The sequence below is a fragment of the Labrys sp. ALF-8 genome (genome assembly GCF_059699065.1).
Genome location: NZ_AP048537.1, coordinates 1,846,319 through 1,859,238, shown reverse-complemented (window position 1 = coordinate 1,859,238; position 12,920 = coordinate 1,846,319). Strand labels below are relative to the sequence as shown.

General features: G+C 64.8%; 13 protein-coding genes. 3 read left to right on the top strand and 10 right to left on the bottom strand.

Annotation, left to right across the window (positions count from 1 at the left end; translation table 11 throughout):
* Window position 1 precedes the first annotated feature (1 nt).
* Window positions 2-679: a thiol:disulfide interchange protein TlpA gene (gene tlpA, locus AC6H34_RS08525; protein ID WP_497538494.1), complete on the top strand. Its 678-nt coding sequence runs from the start codon at window positions 2-4 to the stop codon at window positions 677-679.
* A 73-nt stretch (window positions 680-752) separates the two neighbouring features.
* Entirely contained in the window at window positions 753-1,376 is a 624-nt protein-coding gene (locus AC6H34_RS08520; protein ID WP_497538493.1) for a zinc-ribbon domain-containing protein, read from the top strand.
* A gap of 68 nt (window positions 1,377-1,444) precedes the next feature.
* On the opposite strand, the gene rlmH is transcribed toward AC6H34_RS08520, so the two are convergent.
* The 9 genes from rlmH to AC6H34_RS08475 all read right to left on the bottom strand — a co-directional run bounded on the left by rlmH (window position 1,445) and on the right by AC6H34_RS08475 (window position 10,430).
* A complete protein-coding gene (rlmH, locus tag AC6H34_RS08515) occupies window positions 1,445-1,924 on the bottom strand; it encodes a 23S rRNA (pseudouridine(1915)-N(3))-methyltransferase RlmH (protein WP_497538492.1) in 480 nt (159 codons plus the stop codon).
* Window positions 1,925-1,931: 7 nt separating this feature from the next.
* Window positions 1,932-2,297 carry a ribosome silencing factor gene (gene rsfS / locus AC6H34_RS08510; protein WP_448150387.1) on the bottom strand — a complete coding sequence of 122 codons (366 nt, stop codon included), beginning with the start codon at window positions 2,295-2,297 and terminating at the stop codon, window positions 1,932-1,934.
* Window positions 2,298-2,474: 177 nt separating this feature from the next.
* Complete coding sequence (locus tag AC6H34_RS08505) at window positions 2,475-3,119, bottom strand: nicotinate-nucleotide adenylyltransferase (protein WP_448150388.1); 645 nt, start codon at window positions 3,117-3,119, stop codon at window positions 2,475-2,477.
* Window positions 3,120-3,278: 159 nt separating this feature from the next.
* Window positions 3,279-4,700 carry a 3-isopropylmalate dehydratase large subunit gene (gene leuC, locus AC6H34_RS08500; protein WP_448150389.1) on the bottom strand — a complete coding sequence of 474 codons (1,422 nt, stop codon included), beginning with the start codon at window positions 4,698-4,700 and terminating at the stop codon, window positions 3,279-3,281.
* An 83-nt stretch (window positions 4,701-4,783) separates the two neighbouring features.
* The gene (locus AC6H34_RS08495; RefSeq protein ID WP_448151389.1) at window positions 4,784-5,482 is read right to left on the bottom strand and encodes a phosphodiester glycosidase family protein; all 699 of its coding nucleotides are present in this window, start codon (window positions 5,480-5,482) and stop codon (window positions 4,784-4,786) included.
* Window positions 5,483-5,566: 84 nt separating this feature from the next.
* Window positions 5,567-6,208: a LysE family translocator gene (locus AC6H34_RS08490; protein WP_448150390.1), complete on the bottom strand. Its 642-nt coding sequence runs from the start codon at window positions 6,206-6,208 to the stop codon at window positions 5,567-5,569.
* A gap of 77 nt (window positions 6,209-6,285) precedes the next feature.
* Complete coding sequence (locus AC6H34_RS08485) at window positions 6,286-8,463, bottom strand: mechanosensitive ion channel domain-containing protein (RefSeq protein WP_497538491.1); 2,178 nt, start codon at window positions 8,461-8,463, stop codon at window positions 6,286-6,288.
* Window positions 8,464-8,595: 132 nt separating this feature from the next.
* Entirely contained in the window at window positions 8,596-9,330 is a 735-nt protein-coding gene (locus AC6H34_RS08480) for an FkbM family methyltransferase (protein WP_448150392.1), read from the bottom strand.
* Complete coding sequence (locus AC6H34_RS08475) at window positions 9,327-10,430, bottom strand: radical SAM/SPASM domain-containing protein (RefSeq protein ID WP_497538490.1); 1,104 nt, start codon at window positions 10,428-10,430, stop codon at window positions 9,327-9,329. The genes AC6H34_RS08480 and AC6H34_RS08475 overlap by 4 nt, the downstream gene beginning before the upstream one ends.
* 165 nt (window positions 10,431-10,595) lie before the next feature.
* Between AC6H34_RS08475 and AC6H34_RS08470 the strand changes: the two genes are divergently transcribed.
* Window positions 10,596-11,138, top strand: coding sequence for a GNAT family N-acetyltransferase (locus tag AC6H34_RS08470; RefSeq protein WP_497538489.1), 543 nt, complete (start codon window positions 10,596-10,598; stop codon window positions 11,136-11,138).
* A gap of 15 nt (window positions 11,139-11,153) precedes the next feature.
* On the opposite strand, the gene AC6H34_RS08465 is transcribed toward AC6H34_RS08470, so the two are convergent.
* On the bottom strand, window positions 11,154-12,821 hold the full coding sequence (locus AC6H34_RS08465) for an adenylate/guanylate cyclase domain-containing protein (RefSeq protein ID WP_448150395.1): 1,668 nt from the start codon (window positions 12,819-12,821) through the stop codon (window positions 11,154-11,156).
* Between the last annotated feature and the right edge of the window lie 99 nt (window positions 12,822-12,920).

Sequence of the window (12,920 nt, the reverse complement as noted above, 5' to 3'; positions counted from 1 at the left end):
AGTGAACGAAGACAGTCGGCAGGAAAATCTCGAAGCCAGGCCCCCCCAGAAATCGAACCGGCGCTGGCTGGTCGGCGCGGCCATCCTGGCTGGGGCCGTGGTTGGCGTGGGCGCGGTATACGGGACAAAGGGCGGCTCGGGCAATCAGGAAAGCGCGTCCTGCCCGGGCGCAGCGGCGGCGGCGGCGAAGATGGACCCGCTGGCCAAGGGCCAGGTGGCGGCCTTCAACGTCAATCCGGCGCCCCAGCCGTTGACGCCGATCAGCTTCAAGACCGCTGACGGGGCCAAGGTGACGCTTGCCGATTTCAAGGGCAAGACGGTCCTGCTCAACCTGTGGGCGACCTGGTGCATCCCCTGCCGGAAGGAGATGCCGGCCCTCAACCAGCTTCAGGCCGAGATGGGCGGCAAGGATTTCGAGGTCGTCGCCGTCAATATCGACACGCAGGGCTCCGACCGTGTCGAGGCCTTCCTGAATGATACGGGGATCGACAAACTCCATCGCTACGCCGATCCCTCGACGAGCATCCTGCAGAGCCTGAAGAACGAAGGCCTTGGCCAGGGGCTGCCGACTTCCGTGATCGTCGACAAGCAGGGTTGCCGCCTCGGTGCCATGGCGGGGCCCGCCGAATGGGCCAGCGACGATGCCAAGGCGCTCGTCAAGGCTGCGATCGGATCGTAGGGTAAGCGACGTTTTACGTTGACTGCCGTTCCCCCATTGCTATTGCAGGCAAAAGCAATTGGGGGAACGCGCAATGATCATCTTCGGATACCGGGGCCGTGAACGCACGATCGGCAAGGGGACTTTCAATTGTCCGCATTGCCGTTCTTCGCGTACATACGAGCGCAAGAAAGCCCAGCGCTGGTTTACCCTCTATTTTATTCCAATCTTTCCGCTGCAGACGTTGGGTGAGCGTATCATCTGCGATGCCTGCGGCCAGGCCTATACTACGGCGGTGCTGAGCTACGACCCGTCGCAGCAGGAGGCACAGCGCAGGGATGCGGTCGCACGGCAGTGGCGGACGGCGATGATCGCCGTCGCCTGCGCCTTCGGCCGTCCCAATGAAGCCCAGGCGGAGGCGGTTGGCATCGGCATGTCGCGGATCCTCCAGCAGCAGGCCGATCCCGCCGAGATCCTGGCCGATTGCGGCAGCGCGCCCCGCGGGGGCATGGCCGAGGAGGAAGTGCTGGGGCGTCTCGCCGACCTGCCGCGCAGTCTCGGATCCGACGGCAAGGAGGGATTTCTCCAGTCCGCGCTGGAGGTGTTGCGGGCCGGCGATGCCGATTTGCAGGTGCAACATGGCCTCCTGCGGCGCATCGGCGACGTGCTTGGTCTCAGCCAAGCCTATGTTCGCGGCATCCTCGCTGCGCACGCCTGAGCAACAGGGAGCCGGAGCGTGCCGTGGCCGTCTCCGGCCGCCGGATTGGATGATTCCGTCTGGAAGCGTCACGCCCGGTGGTAGGGATGCCCGGCTATGATGGTCGTTGCCCGGTAGAGCTGTTCTGCGAGCAGGATCCGCACGATCTGGTGAGGCCAGGTCATCTTGCCGAAGGAAAGTGTCATGGTCGCACGCGATCTTATCGCGTCGCCGTGTCCGTCGGCGCCTCCGATCAGGAAGGCGAGGGAGGCTGTACCGCCGTCGCGCCAGCCGGCCATCCTGGCGGCGAAGGCCTCGCTGCCCGGCGAGGCGCCGTTCTCGTCGAGCGCGACGATCACGGCGCTGGCCGCAGCGGCGAGAAGCTTGTCGGCCTCCTCGGCCTTGCGGTCCTCGGCGCGGCGGGCGCGGCTTTCATCGATTTCTACGATATCAAGGGGGCCGAGCGCCAGGCTGCGGGCGCTTGCGTTCAGTCGCTCGGCATAGCGGGCCACGAGATCACGTTCCGGGCCAGCCTTGAGCCGGCCGACGGCACAGATCATGAGGCGCATATGGCTTTCAGCTCGGGCGAAGTTCGTTCGGACGACCCGACGACCACATCTTCTCGAGATTGTAGAAGGCGCGGACCTCAGGACGGAACAGATGCACGATCACATCGCCCGCATCGATCAGCACCCAGTCGCAGACCGGGATGCCCTCGACGCGGGGGCTGCCATGTCCATTGTTCTTGAGATCCTTCAGCAGGCGATCGGCGATCGCGCCGACATGCCTCGCAACGCGGCCCGTTGCGATGATCATGACGTCAGCGATAGCACTCTTGCCGCGCAGATCGATTTCCACAATCTCCTCGGCCTTCATGTCGTCCAGGCTCTCGAGGATCAGGCGAACCGTGGCGTCAACGTCCGGGCGGATCGCTCGGCTCACGGGATGAAGCGGTATAACGTCCGCTTCGCGTCTCACCAACGTGGTCAGGGGCACACCCTCTTGCTCATTGATTCGCGGACCTCCGCGAATTCCATTCGCTCCACAATATTAGCAAGTCATCGCGTCGATTCAATGACGTCGATGGCTTGAAGGTGCCGGAACATGGTTAAACCGTGGTTAATTTTTACCAAGTGGTAGGCCGTGGCCCCGCGCTCTCAGGGCGGTGGAGGAATTGCTGTCGAGCGGCGCATGCAGGAACACCCAGGCCGGCGGCTGGCGGTATTTGAGGTTCCGGGCCTCGTACTCCTGCAGGCGGAAGCGGGACAGCACGCGCGCGGCCTTGGCCAGGGGCCCCTTGGTGGTGGCGCCCGGTCTTGCGACCACGGCTATGGCGACACGCGAGGCGATGCCGCGCCAATGCTGCCAGCGATGGAAGCCGGCGAGGTTGTCCGCACCCATGATCCATACGAAGGTCACGCCCGGGCAGCGTCGCTGCAGCCATGCGATGGTGTCGTAGGTGTAGCGGGTGTGGATGGCCGCCTCGATGCCGGTGACGGCTATGCGGGGATGATCGGCAAGCGACCGGGCCGCGGCCACCCGCATCTCGAGCGAAGGCAGCGCCTGATTGTCCTTCAGGGGATTGCCCGGCGTGACCAGCCACCAGACCTGGTCGAGGCCGAGCCGCGTCAACGCCACGAGGCTCGCATGGCGATGGCCCTCATGCGGCGGATTGAAGCTGCCGCCGAACAGGCCGATCGTCATGCCCGGCGAGAAGGTCGGCAGGCGGCGGGCATCGGCAGGGCTGGGCAAGGGGGCGAGCATTCTTTGCCCTGCGAGCGCGGACCCCTCTCCCGATCGCGGAGAGGGGCAAGGGTAAGGATCCGGGCCTGCTGGATCGAGGCTCATTCGTCTGAACCTGTCATTGCCCGTGCACGGAAGCAATGCGCCAGTTCCGGATAGGGTTAAAGCTTGTCCGCCGCCTCAGGCGTGGGCCAGCGCCTTCTCCCATTCGCGGATGTCGACGAAATGGCCGGCGATGGCCGCCGCCGCCGCCATTTGCGGCGAGACGAGATGGGTGCGACCCTTGTAGCCTTGGCGGCCCTCGAAATTGCGGTTCGAGGTCGAGGCGCAGCGCTCGCCTGGCCTGAGCTTGTCGGCATTCATCGCCAGGCACATCGAGCAGCCCGGCTCGCGCCAGTCGAAGCCGGCCGCACGGAAGATCTTGTCGAGGCCTTCGGCCTCGGCCTGCATCTTCACGAGACCCGAGCCCGGCACGATCATGGCGTTGACGGCGCCGTTCACCGTACGGCCCTCGACGATCTTGGCGACCGCGCGCAGATCCTCGATGCGGCCATTGGTGCAGGAGCCGATGAAGACGCGATCGAGCGCGATGTCCTGGATGCGTTCGCCGCCGTTCAAGCCCATATAGGCGAGAGCGCGGGCGATGGCGGCCTTCTTGTGCTCGTTCGGCGCGTCATCGGGATGCGGCACCTTGCCGGCGATGGAGACGACGTCCTCCGGGCTGGTGCCCCAGGTGACGATCGGCGGCAGCGAGGCGGCGTCGAGCCTGATCTCACGGTCGAAATGCGCGCCCTCCTCGGTGTAGAGCGTGCTCCAATAGGCGACGGCGCGATCCCAGGCCTCGCCCTTCGGCGATTTCGGGCGATCCTTCAGATAGGCATAGGTCTTCTCGTCCGGCGCGATCAGGCCGGCGCGGGCACCGCCCTCGATCGACATGTTGCAGACCGTCATGCGGCCTTCCATCGAGAGGGCGCGAATGGCCTCGCCGGCATATTCCAGCACATGGCCGGTGCCGCCGGCCGTGCCGATCTCGCCGATGATGGCCAGGATGATGTCCTTGGCGGTCACGCCGTCCGGCAACTTGCCGTCGACGGTGACGCGCATGTTCTTGGCCTTCTTCTGGATCAGCGTCTGCGTGGCGAGGACATGCTCGACCTCGGAGGTGCCGATGCCGTGGGCCAGCGCGCCGAAGGCGCCATGGGTCGAGGTGTGGCTGTCGCCGCACACGATGGTCGTGCCGGGCAGGGTGAAGCCCTGCTCGGGGCCGACGATGTGGACGATGCCCTGGCGCTTGTCGAGTTCGGAGTAGTACTCGACGCCGAAATCCCTGGCATTCTGGGCCAGCGTCTCGACCTGCATCGCGCTTTCGGGATCGTCGATGCCCTTGGTCCGGTCGGAGGTCGGCACGTTGTGGTCGACGACGGCCAGCGTGCGCTGGGGCGAATGCACCTTGCGGCCGGAGACGCGCAGGCCCTCGAAGGCCTGCGGGCTCGTCACCTCATGCACGAGATGGCGGTCGATATAGAGCAGGCTCGTCCCATCGGGAGCGGTTTCGACGACGTGGTCGTCCCAGATCTTGTCGTAGAGCGTGCGGGGAGCCATTGGCATTTCCTGCGTATGACGTAATTTTGACGCTCATTTAGTCAAAAAAGAACCGCGCGAAAAGAGTGTAAAAACTACCAGCTTCACGGCCCCTCTGTCACGCCGACCATCGGGCCGAGGCTGTTCCACCCGCCGATGCCGGGCATGGGCGGGGCATAGAGCGTGGAGATCGAGCCGTCGAGGAAGAGGGCGTTCTGGGTTCCGAGCCGGTCACGAAAGAGCTGGGCGAAGTCGTGGAAGCTCACCGGCTCCGTGGAAATCGCGAAGATGACGATCTTGCCGTCACGCACGCCCACCCCGTTGCGCATCTTCTCCGAGGGGCCGTCGGGCTGGATCTTGGGATGGATCTGGCCGTCGATCACCAGCATCGGGCCGGACTGGGTGGCGAAGCGGGCATTGATCCGCGCTTTGAGGAAGCGGCTCGTCTCCATCACTCCGGCCTTGCCGTCGCCGAAATAGAACACGCCGTTCGGCTTGAGATGAAAATTGCCGAAGCCGTTGCGGGTGTTCGCGTTGTGCAGCAGGCGGCCGTTCTCGATGTAGAGGCCGACCGGGCCGAGCGCCTTGTCATACATGCCCGCATTCATGGCGAAGATCAGCTTCTTGCCCTGCGCGCCGAGTTCCTCGGCAAGTCGGCTGGGGCTGCCGAGCGGCGTTCCGTCGGCACCGCGCCAGTAGAGAGCCAGGGCATCGTTGCTGAGATCGAAGCGGCACACGATATAGCCGCGCCCCTGCTCCGACAGATTCTCGCAGGCAGCCCGCGCCGGAGCGGCGAAACCCATGATCGAGGCGGCGAATGCCAGGCCAAGAAGGGCCCGGCGCAAAAAAGACAGCAAATAAACCGCTCCCACAAACGAAACGAAGGCCTAGCGAGCCTGGGTGGTCAGGATCTTGAATGCGAATACGCCGAACACCCCGGCAAAGGTGTAGTCGATGCCTCGCAGGAAACGCGGGCGAGCCTTGAGCCAGGATACCACCCGTTCCGCCCCAAGGATCAAAATGAACGCAAGTGGCACATTGATGGCAATGAAATAGAGTCCCAGGAAGAAAAGTTTCTGGGAGGCGTGCGGGTCGCCGGCGTCGACGAACTGAGGCAGGAAGGTCAGGAAGAACAGCACGACCTTGGGGTTGGTAAGGTTGATGCCGAGCCCCATCGTGAAGGTCGGCCAGAAGCCCGCGACAGGCTTGCCATCGCCCTTTACGTTCAGCGCCGAGCCCGACCGGACGGCGCTGAAGGCGAGCCACAGCAGGTAGAGCGCGCCGACGATCTTCAGCATCGTGAAGGCGGCGGCGCTGGCAGCCAGCACCGCGGAGAGCCCGACGGCTGCAAAGAGGGTGTGCAGCACGCAGCCGACCTGAGTGCCTAGCATGGCCGCCGTACCGCCGCGCCTGCCGCCGGAAATCGTCTTGGCCAGCCACAGGCTCATGTCCGGGCCTGGCGTGATGAAGAGCAGCACGCAGGCAGCCGAATAGATCAGCAGGGTGTGGAGATCGGGCAGGAAAGTCATGGCGTCCATCCGTCGGGCCGAAGCTCTGGCTTCCCCTGCCTGCTACACCCAGACGGCACCCGACGGAAGGAGTTTGTTCAGCTGACCGGCAGCACCTGGGTGGCGGCCTGTGCCGACGAGATCGCTGCGCCTGCCACCACGTCCGGTATCATCTGACCGCTGATCGTGCGCACCGATACCGCGCCGCTGGCGAACTCGATGCCCTGCTCCGGCAGGATCCGCACGAGGCGTTTGAGAGCTTCGCGCTGGATGAAAGTCGGCTTACTCGGCTTCACGGTGAACTTGAAACGCACCACGATGGCATTGTCCACGATGTCGGAGACGCCCTGCATCTTGAGCGGGGCGAGGAACTCGTCCTTCATCTCGGGATCTTCCAGCATGTCCTGGCCGATCTTCTTGACGGCCTTGCGCAGTTTCTCCAGGTCCGTTCCGGTGGCGAAGCGCAACGTGAACTTGATGGTGGACCAGTCTCGGCTGTAGTTGGTCACCTGTCCGAGCTGGCCGTAGGGGATGGTATGCACCGGCCCGTTCTGGTGGCGCAGCCTCAGGGATCGCAGGGTGAACCCTTCCACCGTGCCCTTGGCCTTGCCGACGTCGATATATTCGCCGACGCGGAAGGCATCGTCGACAAGGAAGAAGACGCCTGAGACGACGTCCTTCACCAGGGTCTGCGAACCGAAGGAAATGGCGAGGCCGAAGATGGAGGCCCCGGCGATCAGCGGCGTCACGTTGACGCCGAGCTGGGAGAGAATCGTCAGCAACGCCAGCACGATGATGCCGATGGCGAGGCCTATGCGCAGAACCGGCATCAGTGTCGCGATGCGAGAGGCGGTCTGGATCGGGGCGTCGTCATCGGCGGCGTTGACGCCCTGAGGGCCGGCCGCGGTCGCCTGGGTGAAGGAGTAGCGATCGGTGAGGTAGCGCACCAACTCCCAGGCGCAATAGGCGCCGAAGGCCGTGATTCCGGCTGCGAAGAGATTGCTGGCGACGCGGTTGAAGTCATCGCCCGCCATTACGCCGCTGACGTCGACGGCCCATGAGCGCCCCAGCGCGGCGATGGCCATGATCATGACGCCGAAGCGCGCGCAGCGCGCCAGCGCCTCGGCCCCGCGTGGATGGACCAGATGCACGCCGTCAGCGGATTTGTGCTGGAGGAGGATGCGCAGGCGATGCACCAGCGATTCGATCAGCAGGAGGCCCACCAGGATCGCCAGGGTGAGCATCAGGGCGTTGGAGACGCGCGACTGCCCGGCCACGGCGCCGTAGATGTCGGCGGTCGCGAACAGCGCGAACATGAGAACCGCGGCGATCAGCCAGTGCCGGGCCAGGCTCCGCTTGATCGGGCTGGCATTGGCCGGGTTGGTGACGCCGATGAACCAGCGGCTGATCGGGCCGTTCAGCCAGACGCAGATGGAAATCATGCCGGCGGCCATGCTGACGGCGCCATAGAGCTGGCCGGTGCTCAGCGCCAGGGGCGGCGATTCCAGGGCTCGCAGGATTCCCGCCAGCGCATTGTTGCTGAGCAGCAGGATGAGCGCCAGCGCCGCGCCCCAGTAGATCCTGATGGCATCGCTGTCGCCGAGATCCGGCAGGCGTGCCTGCGGCAGGCGGGGCTGCAGTGTGAAGCGGAAGAGCGCCTGGACCACGCGCCAGAGCATGATCAGTTTGAGAAGGGCCACCGAGAATCGCGTCTGCGGCGTTTCGCCCATGAAGCGGACGGCCTCGCTGGCATTCCCGACCAGCCAGAGGGCCAGAAGCGGCGGGAGCTCCATCAGCGCCAGGAGGACGAGGCCCCGCACGCCATGCAGCCCTTGCATCTGTGTGGCGGCGCGCCGGCGCAACGGTGTGAGCAACGCCCGCACCAGCCATTCGGCCGCCAGGGCGATGGCGATCGCCCCAAGAAGCAGCATGAAGTAGGTCCCCACCTCGCGGCCATTGTTCGCCGGGGCATCGAGGCGCTCGCGGAAATGCCGGAACTCGGCGGCCAGGGCGGGCAAGCCGGTCACGAGCTCGCCGATATGCATGAACATCTGCGTCTGTTCGGTGCCCGCCATCTGCATGCCGGGGCCCGCATCACCTGCGGCAGGCTGGCCGGGCTGCTTGCCCTGCTCCTGCATCTTCTTCATCACGGCCTGGCTGATGGCATCGACCATCTGGTCCATCTGCTGCTGCGACATGGCGGGTGCAGGCGATGGAGTTGGGGGCGGCGTCGTGCTCTGCGCAAGAGCGGGCCACGCCGCCAGAGCGAAAACCATCAGAACCCAATATGACCAACCCGGCAGTCTCAACGCAGTGTCTCCACGCAACCCTGCCTTCTTTTGCATCGAGGCAGCATTCAATTGACGACACAGTGCCGCGGGCGGGTCAATGGCGTTGCGGGCCTGCCGCTACTTTCGCGTGAACAGAACGGTGGAATTGCTCGTGAGCGAGACGGGAGGCTCCTGTGTGTCCAGGCTGCGCGGGCTGTAGGCGCGGAGCGGGAGTGCGGCGGCGGCCGTCGACACGGCGATCTCATCGGCCGTCCGGCCGGCCTTCGCCAGCAGGCGCGGGTGGAAAGCGATCAGGGCCGCCTCCGTTCGCGGACCGAGCAGCGGCGCCATGTGCGGCAGCAGCGTGTATTCGGCACCCTCGACGTCCATCTTGAGCACGATCCGGCGAGCCCCCTCGGCCATGGACGCGATCTCGGCTGGCAGGACAGCGGCGGCGTCCCAGAGCGCGGCGCCGTTCTCGGCAGCCAGGATGCTCCCCATGCTGTCTCCAGGCTTCCTGGGCGAGCCGAGGCGTACGCGGCCGGCCACGGGCGAGGCCGCGGCATTGTGCAGCTCGATGCGAGGCGCCAGGGACGGATTGGCCGCGACGTTCGCGCCGAGCAGTTCGAAAGCGCGCGGGTCGGGCTCGAAGGCCAGCACCCTGGCCCCGAGCGAGGCGGCCAGAAGGGTGATCGGCCCGATCCAGCCCCCGATATCGATGAGGAGCGTATGCGGATCGACCAAGGCTCGTACGCTCGCGAGCGTCTCCGGCTCCCAGGAACCGGCGCCCGCCTTGTCCCAGAAGCTCTCCTTGTCGTCTGCGACATTGAAGTGGATGTCGCCGATAGCGATCGAACGAACCGCAGTGCTCACGCGGCTACCTTCTGGCTCTCGGTGGCCTTCCGGCGGCGCAGCTTGTCGAGCTTGATCTTGAAGCCCATGTTGTCGGCGTTGGAATAGGAGCAGCTCTGGCAGATATCGAACTGCTTGGTATAGCCATGACGGCGCGCCTTGGCCGCTTCGTCGGAAAGATAGGCCTTCTTGAAGCCCACCTTGTCGACGTTGGGCAGCTTGATCATGCGGTCGTAGTCGATGCAGCACAGGCCGAGGTCCCCTTCCCAGAACACCACGGTCTGGTAGAGCGGCACGTCGCAGAGCAGGCTGATCTTCTCGCTCTGATGGCGCTGGAGGTCGTGATTCCTCGGCACCAGGTGACCGTACTTCGTCTGCTGGTCCTCGTCGGTATAGGAACCGAGGCTGAAGGTCTTGAAGCGTACCTGGTCGAAGCCGATGTTGTCGGCCCATTCCACCATGGCGTCGATCTGCTTTTCCGAATAGGAGGTCAGCAGCGTCTGCAGCACGGTTACGGTCTTGGTGGCACCGAGACGCTGCTTGATGGCCAGGAAATTCTCGATATTGGCCTTCACCTGCTCGAATTTCGAGCCGACGCGGTAGGACTCCTGCGCCTCCGCGTCGAAGCCGTCGATACAGAGATTGATGCGGCCGAGCCCGGCCTTGAGCATCTTCTCGATCAGCTCGGAGGAAAGCTTGGTGGCATTGGTCGAGACGAAGGTGTCGTGCCCGCGCTCACTGGCGTAGGCGATCATCTCCGGAAGCGCCTTGTTCATGGTCGGCTCGCCGGAAAAGTTGAAATACATCGCCGGCTTTTCCTTCTCGTCGACGAAATCGTCGACGATCTGCCGGAAGATCTCCATCTTCATCAGCCCGCGCGGGCGCGTCATGGCGAAGGTCACCGGGCAGACCGGGCAACGCAGGTTGCAGCTGTTGGTGACGTCGATGACGATGATGGTCGGCAGCTTCTTGAAATAGCTGAGCGGAATATGGCTGGCGGCGTAGGTGAACGCCTTGCGGGCCAGCGGCGATTTCTGGATCTGGTCCGTCACCTTGTCGCGCATGCGGTGCAAGAGCTTGGGGGCAGCGGACTTCGTTCCGATCGCAGTCAAATCAAGCACGGTCTTCTCCTGATCGCTCACCGGGTCAAGGCCGGAGGCTTGCAACCTGTGTAGCGCAGTTTTCGGACGAGGGCGACAGGCGCACGTCACTTTCGGGTGAGCGCTGTACAAACCGGCGCGGGCATGTTTCGCTCATATGACGCCCTCCTATTGGAAAGCTGAGAGATGACGGGCTTGGACTTTGCGGCAAGACCGGTCACCTCGACGAACTGGACCGATCTCGAACGTCTGTTCGACGGCAAGGGAGGGCCGAAATATTGCTGGTGCATGGCATGGCGGCCCATGGAGAGGCGAGCTTCCGCCGACAATGAGGGCAGGAAGGGAGCGTTGCAGCAGCGCGTGCGGGACGGGGTGCCGATCGGACTCCTGGGTTACGTCGAAGGCGAGCCCGTGGCTTGGTGCTCGCTGGCGCCGCGCGAGACCTTCGTCAAACTGTCCGACGGTCAAAGCGATGAAGAGAACGTCTGGTCGGTGGTTTGCTTCTTCGTGCGCCGCGATCATCGCAAGAGCGGTCTTTCGAGCCGGATGCTGGATGAGGCCGTGAAGATTGCGAGGATGCAGGGAGCGCGCGTCCTCGAAGGCTATCCGGTCGATCCCGACTCGCCGAGCTACCGTTTCATGGGCTTCGTGGAGCTGTTCTGGAGCCGTGGCTTCGAAGCCACGGCGCGAGCGGGCACGCGCCGGCATGTGATGCGCCTCGCCCTCTGAGAGGTCGTGCGTGGCCTATTCCGCCGGCACCGCCGCCTCTTCGAGCATATAGAGCGCGATCGGCTTGTCGCGGCCCACGATGTGCAGGTTCTTGCCGTTCTGGCGAGGCAGGCTGAGGCCGGAGCGCTGCACCGCCTCCTCGGAGATCAGGCAGTCGGTGAGATAGTCCTTGGTCGCGGCCTCCAGGCGGCCGGCGATGGTGACGGTCTCGCCCAGCGCCACCAGGCGCATGCCGCGTTCGGTGTCGCCGATGCGAGCGATGATGGCCGGGCCCGAATGGATGCCGATGCCCACCCGCAGCGGGATCGACAGCGCGGCGCCGAATTCCTTGTTGAGGCCGTCGACGCTCTTGAGCATGTCCTGCGCCGCGCGGATGGCATTGTAGGCGCCGCGGCCCGTCTCGTCGTCGAGACCAAAGATGGCGATCAGGCCGTCGGCGGCGAAGGCGTCGACACGCCCGCCATGGGCTTCGGCGGCCTGTGTCATTTCCTGCACGAAGCGGTTCATCAGCAGAACGATGTCGTAGGGAATCTGCAGCCGGGTCATCGCGTTGAACGCACGAATGTCGACAAACAGCGCCGTGATCTCGCGCTCGGCGCCCCAGCGGTAGAGATCGTCGCCGCTGCGTCCCCGCATGCCCGTCGGCACGATGGGCAGCAGGATCTGCACCGACAGGTCGTTGTCCGGCCTGAGCTGGCAGGCCAAACGGACGTTGCCGGGCGCCGAGATGCGCTCCAGCATGCCGCGCTCGGCCGGATTGGGCGGGGGCAGGGCGGCAGGGTCGGAGGTCACTGCAACCCGACAGGTCGAGCAGCGACCGCGGCCGCCGCACTGGGCCGGATGGGGGATGCCATTGGCCCTGCTTGCCTCGAGCACTGTAGTGCCCCGCGGAATCTTGAAGGTGCCGTGGCCGATATAGCGGATGGTGATCGAGCCCGAACGCAGCCGCAGCAGCACGCGCACGAACATGACGAGGGCCACCAGGGCGAGAAGACCGGCAAATCCGAGCAGAAGCCTCTGGCCCAGCATCATCAGCTCGACGGTGTCGTTCACCTTGAGCGCCTCGGGTGTGTAGCCCTGTGCGGCGATTTCCCGGCCTGCGGCGAAGAAGCCGGCCAGCGCCAGGGTGGGCAGCATGCCCGTCGTCAGGATGAGCAGGTCGCGCCAGCGGGCATAGAATTTTCGCCCGCGCAGCATCTGGCCGATGCCGATGCAGCCATGCGTCCAGGCGCAGAGCAGCAGCAGGATCTGCTTGAACTGATCGCCCCGCCAGATGCGGGCAAGCACCTCCGTGTAGCTTTCGCTGTAGCCGTAGGTGGCCGTGACGCGCGTACCCAGCACATGGCCGATCAGGAAATAGGGGATGGCGAGACCGAGAGCGATCTGTACCAGGTCCTCGAGGGGCATGCGCGAGATGCGGCGGGTCGTCAGGCGCTTCAGCGCAAGGGCGGCATGCACGACGAGTGCGCCGTAGAGCAGGCCGGTGCCGATGGTCGATTGCCAGATCCAGATGCGCCAGTTCTGCACGGCTTCCATCACGCCGACGCCGAAGACGCCGAACGCATGGTTGAGGAGGTGGGTCACCACGAAGACGAACAGCACGACACCGGCCCAAAGCCGCAGCTCGCGTTCCCGCGGCAAACGCAATGCAATCCGCCCCGGTGCGGTATCGGTGTCGCTCATTCAGTCAAACTCGACAGGGGTATTGCCGGGAATCGAAACCCGGCTGCAAGAGGCTCAATAAAATAGGAGAAATACGGCGCAAGAGCGAGATGCACCATG

Excerpts from the sequence above, each read along its gene's own strand:
- AC6H34_RS08520 (WP_497538493.1), top strand. The coding sequence starts at position 753 with ATGATCATCTTCGGATACCGGGGCCGTGAACGCACGATCGGCAAGGGG.
- rlmH (WP_497538492.1), bottom strand. The coding sequence starts at position 1,924 with ATGCGCCTCATGATCTGTGCCGTCGGCCGGCTCAAGGCTGGCCCGGAA.
- AC6H34_RS08505 (WP_448150388.1), bottom strand. The coding sequence starts at position 3,119 with ATGCTCGCCCCCTTGCCCAGCCCTGCCGATGCCCGCCGCCTGCCGACC.
- leuC (WP_448150389.1), bottom strand. The coding sequence starts at position 4,700 with ATGGCTCCCCGCACGCTCTACGACAAGATCTGGGACGACCACGTCGTC.
- AC6H34_RS08495 (WP_448151389.1), bottom strand. The coding sequence starts at position 5,482 with ATGGGTTTCGCCGCTCCGGCGCGGGCTGCCTGCGAGAATCTGTCGGAG.
- AC6H34_RS08490 (WP_448150390.1), bottom strand. The coding sequence starts at position 6,208 with ATGACTTTCCTGCCCGATCTCCACACCCTGCTGATCTATTCGGCTGCC.
- AC6H34_RS08485 (WP_497538491.1), bottom strand. The coding sequence starts at position 8,463 with ATGGTTTTCGCTCTGGCGGCGTGGCCCGCTCTTGCGCAGAGCACGACG.
- AC6H34_RS08470 (WP_497538489.1), top strand. The coding sequence starts at position 10,596 with ATGACGGGCTTGGACTTTGCGGCAAGACCGGTCACCTCGACGAACTGG.
- AC6H34_RS08465 (WP_448150395.1), bottom strand. The coding sequence starts at position 12,821 with ATGAGCGACACCGATACCGCACCGGGGCGGATTGCATTGCGTTTGCCG.